General features: G+C 64.6%; 11 protein-coding genes. 7 read left to right on the top strand and 4 right to left on the bottom strand.

What is annotated here, in order from left to right; genetic code table 11:
• The first annotated feature begins 23 nt into the window (after positions 1–23).
• Together KTQ36_RS06800 and recA are read left to right on the top strand one after the other, a co-directional pair.
• Positions 24–380 (top strand): response regulator, encoded by a 357-nt coding sequence (locus KTQ36_RS06800; protein WP_218632948.1) that lies wholly within the window; start codon positions 24–26, stop codon positions 378–380.
• Positions 381–485: 105 nt separating this feature from the next.
• Complete coding sequence (recA, locus tag KTQ36_RS06805) at positions 486–1,556, top strand: recombinase RecA (RefSeq protein ID WP_218632949.1); 1,071 nt, start codon at positions 486–488, stop codon at positions 1,554–1,556.
• Positions 1,557–1,629: 73 nt separating this feature from the next.
• On the opposite strand, the gene KTQ36_RS06810 is transcribed toward recA, so the two are convergent.
• Entirely contained in the window at positions 1,630–2,877 is a 1,248-nt protein-coding gene (locus KTQ36_RS06810; RefSeq protein ID WP_218632950.1) for a multidrug effflux MFS transporter, read from the bottom strand.
• A 65-nt stretch (positions 2,878–2,942) separates the two neighbouring features.
• On the opposite strand from KTQ36_RS06810, the gene KTQ36_RS06815 reads away from it, so the two are divergent.
• From KTQ36_RS06815 to KTQ36_RS06830, 4 genes are read left to right on the top strand one after another with little or no spacing between them, the layout of a single operon-like run.
• Complete coding sequence (locus KTQ36_RS06815; protein WP_218632951.1) at positions 2,943–4,205, top strand: M24 family metallopeptidase; 1,263 nt, start codon at positions 2,943–2,945, stop codon at positions 4,203–4,205.
• Positions 4,202–4,819 carry a glutathione S-transferase family protein gene (locus KTQ36_RS06820; protein ID WP_218632952.1) on the top strand — a complete coding sequence of 206 codons (618 nt, stop codon included), beginning with the start codon at positions 4,202–4,204 and terminating at the stop codon, positions 4,817–4,819. Before KTQ36_RS06815 ends, KTQ36_RS06820 begins: the two co-directional genes overlap by 4 nt.
• Before the next feature lie 57 nt (positions 4,820–4,876).
• Positions 4,877–6,196: a dicarboxylate/amino acid:cation symporter gene (locus KTQ36_RS06825; RefSeq protein WP_255554405.1), complete on the top strand. Its 1,320-nt coding sequence runs from the start codon at positions 4,877–4,879 to the stop codon at positions 6,194–6,196.
• Positions 6,196–6,987: a TIGR01459 family HAD-type hydrolase gene (locus KTQ36_RS06830; RefSeq protein ID WP_218632953.1), complete on the top strand. Its 792-nt coding sequence runs from the start codon at positions 6,196–6,198 to the stop codon at positions 6,985–6,987. The genes KTQ36_RS06825 and KTQ36_RS06830 overlap by 1 nt, the downstream gene beginning before the upstream one ends.
• Here the strand turns inward: KTQ36_RS06830 and KTQ36_RS06835 are convergent.
• The 3 genes from KTQ36_RS06835 to KTQ36_RS06845 all read right to left on the bottom strand — a co-directional run bounded on the left by KTQ36_RS06835 (position 6,984) and on the right by KTQ36_RS06845 (position 11,109).
• Positions 6,984–9,032 carry an elongation factor G gene (locus tag KTQ36_RS06835; protein ID WP_218632954.1) on the bottom strand — a complete coding sequence of 683 codons (2,049 nt, stop codon included), beginning with the start codon at positions 9,030–9,032 and terminating at the stop codon, positions 6,984–6,986. The two genes, KTQ36_RS06830 and KTQ36_RS06835, sit on opposite strands and share 4 nt — an antisense overlap.
• Positions 9,033–9,173: 141 nt before the next feature.
• Positions 9,174–10,091, bottom strand: coding sequence for an RNA polymerase sigma factor RpoH (gene rpoH / locus KTQ36_RS06840; protein WP_255554407.1), 918 nt, complete (start codon positions 10,089–10,091; stop codon positions 9,174–9,176).
• A 67-nt stretch (positions 10,092–10,158) separates the two neighbouring features.
• Positions 10,159–11,109, bottom strand: coding sequence for an RluA family pseudouridine synthase (locus tag KTQ36_RS06845; protein WP_218632955.1), 951 nt, complete (start codon positions 11,107–11,109; stop codon positions 10,159–10,161).
• Between the two features lie 82 nt (positions 11,110–11,191).
• Between KTQ36_RS06845 and KTQ36_RS06850 the strand changes: the two genes are divergently transcribed.
• A complete protein-coding gene (locus KTQ36_RS06850) occupies positions 11,192–11,842 on the top strand; it encodes a histidine phosphotransferase family protein (RefSeq protein WP_218632956.1) in 651 nt (216 codons plus the stop codon).
• Positions 11,843–11,873 lie beyond the last annotated feature (31 nt).

Genomic DNA, 11,873 nt, shown 5'->3' on the forward strand with positions numbered 1-11,873 from the left:
GACCGCATGCGTAAGGAGTTCGCATGGCCGGTGAGCGTATCCTGATCGTCGAAGACGAACCGCTAATCGCGATGATGCTCGAGGATTTTCTCGAATCGCTGGGCTACGTCGTGCACGCGACGTGCGAGACGCTCGCCGAGGCGCTGGCCGCGGTCGAAGGCGGCGGGTTCGATCTCGCCGTGCTCGACGTTAATTTGCAGGGCGAAAGCGTGTGGCCCGCGGCCGAGAAACTGCGCGAGCGTGGCGTGCCGTTCCTGCTTGCGAGCGGAGGGCATGTCGATGCGCCTCCGTCCGATTTCGCCAATGCGCCGATGCTCGCCAAACCCTATACGATCGGGCGGGTGAAACCGCTGGTCGAAGAAGTGCTGGCGACCGCCTAGAAACTTTTTTCGTTCCCTACTTGTTCTACGAGAACAGATGCGGTACATACGCATCAGCTCGGGAGGCTTTCGACGAAGCCTTTGATTGACGAAAGGGGACAGAAGATGGCAGCGCAGTTGAAAGTCGTGAAGTCGGACGGAGACAAAGTGAATAGTGATCGCCAGAAGGCATTGGACGCCGCGCTAGCCCAGATCGACCGGGCGTTCGGCAAGGGCTCGGCCATGAAGCTGGGCAGCCGCGAGAAGATCGAGGTCGAAGCCATTTCCACCGGGAGCCTCGGGCTCGACATGGCGCTGGGCGTCGGCGGCCTGCCGCGCGGCCGCGTGATCGAGATTTACGGCCCCGAAAGCTCGGGCAAGACCACGCTCGCGCTCCACGCTATCGCCGAGGCGCAGAAGGAAGGCGGCACCGCTGCCTTCGTCGACGCCGAGCATGCGCTCGATCCCGTCTACGCCAAGAAGCTGGGCGTCGACATTGACGAACTGATCGTGTCGCAGCCCGACACGGGCGAGCAGGCGCTCGAAATTACCGATACGCTGGTCCGTTCCAACGCGGTCGATGTGCTGGTGGTCGACTCGGTCGCGGCGCTGGTGCCGCGCGCGGAAATCGAGGGCGAGATGGGCGACAGCCATGTCGGTCTCCAGGCCCGCCTGATGAGCCAGGCGCTGCGCAAGCTGACCGGCTCGATCAACCGGTCCAAGACCACGGTCATCTTCATCAACCAGGTGCGCATGAAGATTGGCGTGATGTACGGCAATCCCGAAACCACGACCGGCGGTAACGCGCTCAAATTCTACGCCTCGGTCCGCCTCGACATCCGCCGCACGGGCGCGATCAAGGATCGCGACGAGATCGTCGGCAACGCAACCCGCGTGAAGGTCGTGAAGAACAAGGTCGCCCCGCCGTTCCGCCAAGTCGAATTCGACATCATGTATGGCGAAGGCGTCTCGAAGATGGGCGAAATCCTCGATCTCGGCGTCAAGGCCGGCCTCGTGGAGAAGTCGGGCAGCTGGTTCAGCTACGACTCGACCCGAATCGGCCAGGGACGCGAGAACGCCAAGACGTTCCTCAAGGAAAATCCCGAGATCGCGCAGCAGATCGAAGATGCGATCCGCGGTAAGACCGAGGAAGTCGAAGAAGCGATGATGACCGGGCCCGAGCCCGAAGACGCCTGACGGCGTAGCGCCAAGTCCACTTGACGCATTTAACATCAAAGGGCGGTCCGGACGCGGGCCGCCCTTTTTGCATTCAGGCGCTCGCTTCGTCCTGCTCTTCGGGCGGCGTGTGGAACAGCCTCCCGCGTTCGGTCACCAGGACGATGGCCAGCGCCACCATACCGCACGCCGCGCTGGCGGCGATGAAGGGCAGCACGCTTCCGTCATAGGCCTGCCCGATCAGTGCGCCGATGCTCGCGCCGCCGATGGTGCCGATGGTCCCCTGCACCGAGCTGGCGGTACCCGCGATCGGGGCCATGTTGGTCATCGCCAGCGTCCCGAAATTGGCGGCGCTGAAGGCAAACGCCGTCAGCGTCACCGCCATGAAGGCGATGAACGAGGTCAGCGTCGACCCGAACGCGACGTGCCATCCCAGATGCGCGACCGACGAAACGGCAAAGACGAGGATGCCTGTATGCCCGACCCGGCGCAGCCCGAAGCGAGTAACGATGCGGCTGTTTCCCCAGCTGGCAACGCCCATCGGCGCCGCGATCGCGGCAAAAACCCAACCGAGCGCTTCGGGCCGTTCGAACACCTGACCGAGAATTTGCTGGATCGAGGCGAGGTAGCCGATCAACACCGAGAAGACGAAGGTGAGGGCAAGCGTGTAGCCCATCGACAGACGGTCTTTCATCGCCCGCTTGCTCGCGCGCCAGATCGCCCCGGCATCGAGCGCGCGGCGCCATTCGGGGTGGAGCGTTTCAGGTAACCGGACCTGTCCCCACAAAAGGACGAACAGCCCCCACAGGCCGAGGAAAGCGAAGATCCAGCGCCAGCTGCCGACCTGCAGGATCGCGATGCCGACCGTGGGCGCGATGACCGGCACGACCATGAACACCATGAAGGTGAGGCTCATGACCCGTGCCATCTCTTCCTTCTCGAACAGGTCGCGGACGATGGCGATGACCAGCACGCGGCTGACCGCGCCCGCCGCGCCCATCATGAAGCGACTGGCGACCAGCACGTCGAAGTCGCGCGCCAGTGCGCAGGCCATGGCGAACAGGAAGTAGAGCGCGACCCCCCATGCCATTACCGGCTTGCGCCCGAAGCGGTCGGCAAGCGGGCCCCAGAGCATCTGGCTGAAGCCGAAGCCGAACGTGTAGGCGACGATCACCCATTGCCGCTGATTGTCGACCAGCGCGCCCAGATCGTCGCCGATCGCGGGCAGCGCGGGCAGCATCGCGTCGAGCGCGAAGGCATTGATCGCCATAAACGCGGCAAGCAGCGCGACGATCTCGCGGGTGCTGGTTTCACGACGTACGGGAGGGGTGGGTGCGTCCATCGAAGCCTGCTGGCGCAAAGCCAAGTCACATGCAACAAGCGTCTCGACCAACGAAGGGGAACACGATGCACGTCAACAGGCGCGAATGGCTGGCCGGGGCAGGGGCCGGCATGATGGTCGCGACGAACGGGATCGCGTTTGTCGCGCCGACCGCGTCGGCGGGCGATAGCGCATTGCCGCCTCCCATCACCCGGCAAGAGCGCCTGGCGCGGATCGCCAAGGCGCAGGCGTTGATGGCCGAGCACGACATCGGCGCGGTGCTGATCGAATCCGGGCCTAGTCTCGACTATTTTACCGGCGTGCGCTGGGGGCGGTCGGAGCGTCTTACCGGCACGGTCATTCCGGTCGAAGGCGATCCGATTATCGTCACGCCATTCTTCGAGAAGCCGTCGGTCGAGGAAAGCCTCGCCGTTCCCGCCGAGGTGCGGACGTGGCACGAAGATGTCGAGCCGCTCGGCGTCGTCGCCGATTTCCTGCACGAGAAGCGCCTCGCCGACCGCCCGATCGGCATGGAAGAGACCAACCGCTATTTCATCCACGACCGGCTCAAGGCCGAACTGCCCGGTGCCCGGGTCGTCAGCGCCAATCCGGTTGTGCGCGGGTGTCGCATGGTCAAGACTGCGTCCGAGCTAGCGCTGATGCAGGCGGCCAACGACATCACGCTGGCGTCGATCGGCGCGGTCATGGGCAAGGTGCGGCCGGGCATGTCCGAACGCGACGTCAGTGACATGCTCCGTGAGGAGCAAATCAAGCGCGGTGGGAGCGGCCCCTGGGCGCTGGTCCTGTTCGGTGCAGCCGCGGCGCTGCCCCACGGCACCGGCAAGCCGCAGAAGCTCGAGGCCGGGCAGGTCGTGCTGGTCGATACGGGCTGCTCCGTCCACGGGTACCAATCCGACATCAGCCGGACTTGGGTGATGGGCACGCCAACTGCCAAACAACGCGAAGTCTGGAACCATATGGCCGAAGGGCAGCAGGTCGCGCGCCGCGCCTGCATCGTGGGCGCAACCTGTGGCAGCGTCGATGATGCGGTTCGGACTTATTACGAGAGCCTCGGATACGGGCCCGATTACGCGCTTCCCGGCCTCTCCCATCGCACCGGCCACGGGATCGGTATGCAGGGCCACGAACCCGTCAACCTCGTCCGCGGCGAGACCGAACCGCTGGCCCCCGGCATGTGCTTTTCCAACGAACCCGGCCTCTACTTGCCAGGCGAGTTCGGGATCCGTCTGGAAGACTGTTTTCACATGACCGAAGGCGGGCCACGCTGGTTCACGATCCCGCCGACCAGCATCGACGAACCCCTCGGCCGATCGGGAGCAAGCGCATGATTATCATCCACCATCTCAACAACAGCCGTTCGCAGCGCCTGCTCTGGATGCTCGAGGAATTGCAGCTCGACTATGAGATCAAGCGCTACGAGCGCGAAAAGGACATGAGCGCGCCCGCATCGCTGCGCGCCGTCCACCCGCTCGGCAAGTCCCCCGTGCTCGAGGAAGACGCGGTGACCTATGTCGAGAGCGGCGCGATCATGACGCACCTGGCAGACAAGCATGGTCGTTTCGGCCCGCCGGAAGACCCCGAGGGTGCGCGACGCTGGCACCAGTACATGCACTATGCCGAGGGTTCGCTCATGCCGCCCTTGTTCGGCAAACTGATCGTCATGAAGCTCGGCTTTCTGGGCATGCCCGCGCGAAAGCCTGTCCAGTCCCGGCTCGACGATCATTTCCGCTACCTCGACGACGAGCTTTCAGGGCGCGCCTGGTTCTGCGGAGATGAGCTGACCGCAGCCGACATTATGATGAGCTTCCCGCTGGAAGCCGCACAGGCACGCGCCGGGCTCGACGAGCGCTATCCCAACATTCTCGCCTGGCTGAAGCGCTGCCACGACCGCCCCGCCTACGCCCGCGCGCTCGAACGCGGTGGCGAATATGCCTATGCGTAGTTGACGCGGGCGGCTTGGCCCGCAACAGCTAGGCGCGCAACCAAGGGGAGGGACTGAATGGACGTCGCGACGAAGAAAGAGGGCATCCCGCTGTGGGGCCAGATGGCGATCGGCTTTGCCATCGGGCTTGCCTTCGGTCTCTACGCGAACCTGGCCGCCGAGGGCGCCGCGTGGGTCGAATTCCTGCGCACCTATATTACCGGCCCGATCGGCACGATCTTCCTCCGCCTGCTCTTCATGCTCGTTATCCCGCTGCTCTTCTCGGCGCTGGTCGTCGGGGTCGCGGAGATGGGCGATGCCCGCTCTCTCAAGCGCGTGGGCCTGAAGACGCTCGCCTTCACGGTCATCGTCTCGGGTATTGCGGTGGTGCTGGCGCTCACCGTCACCAACCTCTTCAAGCCGGGCGCCGGCGTCGACCGCGCGCTCGCCGACCAGCTGCTGGCCGATGCGGCAGAAGGTGCCGGCGCGATCATCCAGCGCAATGCCGAACAGCCCTCGGGCATCGATGCGCTGATCAACATCATCCCTTCCAACGTCATCACCGCGATGAGCGCCAACGACATCCTCGCGGTCATGTTCTTCGCGCTGATGTTCGGCATCGGACTGCTGTTTACCGACACCAAGGCCGCCGATCACCTGCAGAAGGGGATCGAGGGTATTTTCCACGTTGCGATGAAGCTGATCATGTGGGTCATCCGCCTCGCACCGATCGCCATTGCCTGCTTCATGTTCAACCTTGCCAGCGTGTTCGGATGGGACGTCCTCATCCGCCTCGGCGCCTATGCCGGGGTCGTGCTGCTGGCGCTCGGCGTACACATGTTCATCGTCTATCCGATCGTCCTGCGCGTCGCAGGCGGGGTCAGCCCGATCTGGTTCTTCAAGAACGTCAAGGAGGCCATGCTGATGGCCTTTTCGACCGCCAGCTCGAACGCCACGCTGCCCTACGCGCTCAAGGTCGCCGACGAGAACTTGAAGCTCCCGCGTGCGCCCGCGCGCTTCGTGCTGACCATCGGCGCGACCGCCAACCAAAACGGCACCGCGATTTTCGAGGGCGTGACCGTCCTCTTCCTCGCGCAATTCTTCGGGGTCGAGCTGTCGATCGGCCAGCAGGTCGTGGTGCTTCTCATGTGCATTCTCGGCGGTATCGGCACGGCGGGCGTCCCCGCGGGCTCGCTCCCGGTCGTGGCACTTATCTTGGCGATGGTCGGCGTGCCGCCCGAAGGCATCGGCATCGTGCTGGGCGTCGATCGCTTCCTCGACATGTGCCGCACCACGCTCAACGTGACGGGCGATCTTGCCTGCGCGACCGTGGTTAGCCGCGGCGAGGGCGATGACGAGGTTGCCCAGGGCGAGATCCCCGAACCGCAACCAGCCTAGTGCACAGCCTCGACGACCTACCGGATCGCTACACGACCGTCCTGTGCGACGTGTGGGGCGTCATCCACGATGGTGGCGAGATGTATCCGGGCGTTCGCTCGCGCTTCCGGCGCTGGAAGGACGAAGGGCGGCGCGTCGTCATCCTGACCAACGCCCCGCGCCCCGCCGACCGGGTCGAGCGGGAGCTGCAGCGGCTCGGTCTCGATCCCTCGCTATGGCATGCGCTGACGAGCAGCGGGCAGGCGGGCATCGAGGCGCTGACCCATCCCCCGCGCGCGGTCGGCTTTTGCGGGACAAAGTGGGACTTCGAGGACATGGAAGCGCATGGCGTTCGCTTCGCTGCCGCGCAGGAGCCGCATGACGAAATCTGCATGACCGGGCTCGACGAGTATCGCTCCACGGTTGCCGAATATGAAGCCGACCTCGCGGCGTGGCACGAGCGCGGCATGCTCATCCACTGTCTCAATCCCGACCGGATCGTCGAGCATCGCGGCGACATGGTGGTATGCGCGGGCGCGCTTGCCGACCGTTACGAGGAAATGGGCGGCGAGGTGCGCTGGTACGGAAAGCCCGAAACGCCGATGTTCGAGCATGCGCTCAAGCTCGCCGGCGATCCGCCGCGCGAAAGTGTTATCATGGTGGGCGATGGCCCCGCGACCGACATGGTCGGCGCCAAGCGCATCGGCGTCGATGGTGTGCTGGTCCGCGCGGGCGTTTCCGGACGCGGCGAGATCGAATGGGACGCCGAGCTTGGCGACTGGCGCCCCATCATGATCGTCCCGGGTCTCTAGGCCGTCTCTTCCTCATGTTCGCGCGCGACGATCTTGTCGGCGAGGCTGCCGTTGAGTTCGGCGAGATGGTCGTACTTTGCCTCATAGGTCGCCAGCCCCTGGCTCAGCGCGCGTAACTCGGCCTCCAGCCCGTCCAGCTCGGCAGTGGGCAACATCATGTCGATGCGGTCCCATCCATCCCAGCCATCGCGCGGGACCATGCCGAGCATCTGGCCGCGTCGGCTCGCCAGCGCGCTCGAGACCTTGCTCGAAGCGCTGTTGGGGCAGACGACGGTCAGCTGGTGCATCGGTTCGAGTAGATGCGGACTGGCCTTTTGCAGCGCTTCCTGCATCGCGATCCGGCCTGCCGTCTTGAAGGCGAGTTCGGAGCTGTCGACGCTGTGATAGCTGCCGTCGAGCAACGTCACCGCGACGTCGACCACCGGGAACCCTAATGGTCCCTTGAGCATCGCTTCCTTCACCCCCGCTTCGACCGCGGGGATATATTGCTTGGGAACGTTTCCGCCTTTGACCTTCTCGTCGAACTGGAAGCCCGAGCCGCGCGGGAGGGGGGCGATACGGATGACCACGTCGCCATATTGCCCGTGACCGCCCGACTGCTTCTTGTGCCGACCGCGCACCTCGGCGGGTTTGCGAATACTCTCGCGATAGGCGATCTGCGGACGCTTGGAATTGACCTTCACGCCGAACCGGTTTTCCAGCCGCTGGAGGGCGGTGCGGACATGATCGTCCGACACGCCGGTGAGGCGAATTTCATGCCCGTCCTGTTCCACGCCGAGTCCGGCATCCTCCTCGACCACACGCGCCAGCGCGCTGGTCAGGCGGACATCGTCCTTGCGATCGACCGGTTCGATCGCGAGCGCGGCATTCTTGGCGGGGAACTCGATATCGATGGAGGGCGGGAGCTTGCCCTCGCTGCCGATCCATTCGCCTGCCCGCCAGCCTTCGGTCTTGGCGACGGCGATGATTTGTCCGGGTGCCGCCGACCCGACCTTGTCGGTCTTTTCGCCCTGCACCGTCAGGATCGCGCCGACCTTGATCGGCTTGCCGCGCGCGTTCGCGAGTTCGTCGCCTTCGCTGAAGCTGCCATCGCCCAAGGCCCGCGCATACATGACGCGGCCGACGGCGCTCCCGTTGGTGACCTTGAAGCCATAGAGGGCAGGGGCCTCGACCCCGAGCCGAACTTCGGTGGCTTCGCGCGTCGGCCCGTCATGCCGGAGCGCCTTGAGCAGGCGGCGCACGCCCCACTCGCCTGTCGCCGATCCGAACAGCACCGACACGCCCAGATTGTCCTCGGTCTCGTGGTGCAGGTCGGCGAAGATTCGACTCTCTTCGGGCGTTTCGTCCATCAGCAGCTGTTCGAGCAGCGTATCGTCATGGTCGGCCAGTTGTTCGAGCATGTGCGTACGCGCATCCTGCTCGTCCGCCTTGAGATCATCGGGGATGTCGACCTGGCTGGAGGCCTTGCCGAGCTGATATTCGAAGGCGCGTTCCAGCGCGAGGTCGACGAAGCCAGTCACCTGGTCGCCATCCATGATCGGCAATTGCCGCGCGATCAGCGGCGATACGCTCAGCGGCTGCAAAGCTTCGAGAATCTCCTGGATCGGACCGTGCGCATTGTCGATCCGGTTGACGAAGATGATATGCGGGACGCCCTGCTCGTCGAGCATGCGTAGCGCAGGAGCCGCGAGCGGTGCGCGCGCAGGGTCCGGATCGACGACCGCGATCGCGAGGTCGGCGACGGTCACCGCGCGGGTGGCGTCGGCGGAAAAACCCGTCGTCCCGGGTGCATCGACGATGCTAAAGTCGTCACCCAAATAGTTGAAGTGCATGAGGTTCAGTTCGGTCGATCCGCCGCGTGCCCGCGCCTCGGGGCTGCTGTCGCCCACGGTGTTGCCATCGTCGATCTTACCGAGGCGATTGGTTTCGCCGGCTGCGTGCAGCAGCGCCTCGGCCAGGCTGGTCTTACCCGAACCGGCTGGCCCGACGAGCGCGATCAAGCGATGGCCAGCTTGAGCGCCGGCGGTGGGTTTCCTGTCTGACATGGTGTGAGATCTCCCTGCTCCGTGTGGGCACGAAGCGCGGGAGTCGCGGGTCGAAGAAGCGCGGCTCGGCGCTTCGGCAAAGACGGCAGGGTCTGCCTCCCCGGCCCTTTTGGCAAGGGGTGCGAGGCAAATTTTTTGGGTTTAGTCGTCGCTTGGCGGCAGCAGCCGCTGCTCCTCGGCCATCTTGACCAGCGCGGCCTGCAATTTCTCGAAGGCACGGACCTCGATCTGGCGAATGCGCTCGCGGCTCACGCCATAGACCTGGCTAAGGTCTTCCAGCGTCTTGGGGTCTTCCGAAAGGCGACGCTCGGTCAGGATATGCTTCTCGCGATCGTTTAACGCATCCATCGCCGCCATCAGCAGCTCGTGACGAACCTGCGCTTCCTCATTGTCGGCGATGATCTCGTCCTGCAGCGGTTCGTCCGCCTCGAGCAGGTCCATCCACTGGCTTTCGCCCTCACCGTCGGCTGCGCGCAGCGGCGAATTTAGCGAGCTGTCGCCACCGCGCGCCATGCGGCGGTTCATCGAGATGACGTCGGCTTCGGAAACGCCCAGCTCGGTCGCGATCTTGGTGACGTCCTCGGGCTTGAGGTCGCCCTCTTCGAAGGCTTCGATCTGGTTCTTCATCCGGCGCAGGTTGAAGAACAGCTTCTTCTGCGCGGCGGTGGTGCCCATCTTCACGAGGCTCCACGAGCGCAGGATAAATTCCTGAATCGAAGCACGGATCCACCACATGGCGTAGGTGGCCAAACGGAAGCCGCGTTCGGGCTCGAACTTCTTCACGCCCTGCATCAGGCCGATATTGCCTTCGGAAATGAGTTCGGAAACGGGCAGGCCATAGCCGCGATAACCCATCGCGATCTTGGCGACGAGGCGCAGGTGCGAATTGACCAGCTGCGCGGCGGCGTCAGTGTCCCCATGCTCCTTCCAGCGCGTGGCGAGCATATATTCTTCCTCTGGCGAGAGGATAGGGAACTTCTTGATCTCCGCCAGATAGCGGTTGAGCCCGTCCTCACCCCCGGTTGCGGGGATCGAGAGGGCTCCCTTGGCCTTTGCCATTTGGTCTCCTTTGCTCCCCATGCGGCGAAGGGGAGAATTGCGGTCGGCCTTCATAGCCGCCTAAGTCCTATACTTCCAGTTTTTCCACCAGTTCCGCCATGTCCGACGGAAGGGCGCTAGAAAACGACAAACGGTCCTTAGTGACCGGATGGGTAAAGCCTAGCTCGGCAGCGTGGAGCGCCTGTCGTTCGAAACCCAGTTCTTTCAATAGATTGCGATGCGTCTTTTTTGTTCTTCCGTAAGTCGGATCGCCGACCAGCGGGTGGCCCAGCGACGCCATGTGGACACGAACCTGGTGCGTGCGCCCGGTTTCCAGCCGGCATTCGACCAGGCTCGCATCCTTCAGGTTCGCCAGCTTGGCCCAATGGGTTACAGCGCGCTTGCCTCTGCCTTCGGCCACCACCGCCATCTTCTTGCGGTTTTGCGGGCTGCGGGCAAGCGGGGCGTCCACGGTGCCCTTGCCCTGCAGGATCGTGCCCGAGGCGACTGCCAGATAGCGCCGGTCGATGCTGTGGGCTGCGAATTGCTTCGCGAGCCCTTCATGCGCTACATCGGTCTTTGCGACGACCAGCAGGCCGGACGTGTCCTTGTCGATACGGTGGACGATCCCGGGCCTCGCGACGCCACCGATACCCGATAGCTGGCCCGCGCAATGATGGAGCAGCGCATTGACCAGCGTCCCGTCGGGGTTACCTGCTGCTGGATGCACGACCAGCCCGGCGGGCTTGTCGACGACGAGCAAATGCTCGTCTTCGTGCACGATCGTCAACGGGATATCCTGCGGCGTCGCGTGGTGCGGCGTCGGTTCGGGGACGTCGAGCGTGTAGCGTTCGTCGCCCTTCACCTTGGTCGCGGGATCGCGGACGAGCTCTCCTTGGCCGTCGGTCAATTGGCCGTCCTTGACCAGCTTCTTGATCCGTTCGCGCGAGAGGGTGGGGATGGCCTGCGCGAGCGCACGGTCGAGCCGCCAGCCCGCCTGTGCCGCTTCCAGCGCGACGCTCATCTTCCCCCCACTCATTGCACCGATATAGGGGGGCAATACGGCGCTTCAATGGCTTCGGGGTTGCAACCCGGAATCGCTTGGCCCACTACACGGACCCATGACCGATACCGATTTCGCGAGCCTGCTGTGCAGCCGCCTGTGCCACGACCTCCTGTCGCCTGTTGGCGCCCTCAATAATGGCCTCGAATTGCTCGCCGACGAAGACGATCCGGCGATGCGCGACCAAGTGCTCGAGCTGCTTGCCGACAGCGCGCGTGCGACGGCGGAAAAGCTCAAATTCTTCCGTCTCGCCTTCGGCGCTGCAGGCGGATATGGCGCGATGATCGAGACCGACGAGGCGAAGCAGGCGCTCGCGGGCGTGTTGGCCGAGAAGAAGGTCGATCTGGGCTGGATGGTGGCAGACGCCAAGCTACCCAAGGATGCGGTCAAGTTGCTGCTCAACCTGTCGTTGATCGCGGGCGACGCGCTGGTGCGTGGCGGGCGGCTCGACGTCGGCGCCGAACGCGGTGAGGGCGGCATCGAACTGGCCGTGCGAGCCGAGGGGCCTCGCCTGCTGCTCGACCCGAACCTGCGCGCCATGCTGGTAGACGGTCCCGCGGGCAAGGAAGGCGAAGCGCGCACCGCCGCCGCGCAATTGGCGCACGCACTCGCCGCCTCATCGGACAGCAGCATTCGCCTGTCCGATCCCGACGACGGCCTGCTCGTCATGGGCGTGAGTCTGCCCCAGCCCGATGGCATGATCGGCTAAAAAGCGCACATCGCTAACGCGGCCTTAACCC

The sequence above is a fragment of the Sphingomicrobium clamense genome (assembly GCF_019264355.1).
Taxonomy (GTDB): domain Bacteria; phylum Pseudomonadota; class Alphaproteobacteria; order Sphingomonadales; family Sphingomonadaceae; genus Sphingomicrobium; species Sphingomicrobium clamense.

Bases quoted from the DNA above. Each gene is read 5' to 3' on its own strand.
- KTQ36_RS06800 (WP_218632948.1), top strand. From the start codon at position 24: ATGGCCGGTGAGCGTATCCTGATCGTCGAAGACGAACCGCTAATCGCG.
- recA (WP_218632949.1), top strand. From the start codon at position 486: ATGGCAGCGCAGTTGAAAGTCGTGAAGTCGGACGGAGACAAAGTGAAT.
- KTQ36_RS06810 (WP_218632950.1), bottom strand. From the start codon at position 2,877: ATGGACGCACCCACCCCTCCCGTACGTCGTGAAACCAGCACCCGCGAG.
- KTQ36_RS06815 (WP_218632951.1), top strand. From the start codon at position 2,943: ATGCACGTCAACAGGCGCGAATGGCTGGCCGGGGCAGGGGCCGGCATG.
- KTQ36_RS06820 (WP_218632952.1), top strand. From the start codon at position 4,202: ATGATTATCATCCACCATCTCAACAACAGCCGTTCGCAGCGCCTGCTC.
- KTQ36_RS06825 (WP_255554405.1), top strand. From the start codon at position 4,877: ATGGACGTCGCGACGAAGAAAGAGGGCATCCCGCTGTGGGGCCAGATG.
- KTQ36_RS06835 (WP_218632954.1), bottom strand. From the start codon at position 9,032: ATGTCAGACAGGAAACCCACCGCCGGCGCTCAAGCTGGCCATCGCTTG.
- rpoH (WP_255554407.1), bottom strand. From the start codon at position 10,091: ATGGCAAAGGCCAAGGGAGCCCTCTCGATCCCCGCAACCGGGGGTGAG.
- KTQ36_RS06845 (WP_218632955.1), bottom strand. From the start codon at position 11,109: ATGAGTGGGGGGAAGATGAGCGTCGCGCTGGAAGCGGCACAGGCGGGC.
- KTQ36_RS06850 (WP_218632956.1), top strand. From the start codon at position 11,192: ATGACCGATACCGATTTCGCGAGCCTGCTGTGCAGCCGCCTGTGCCAC.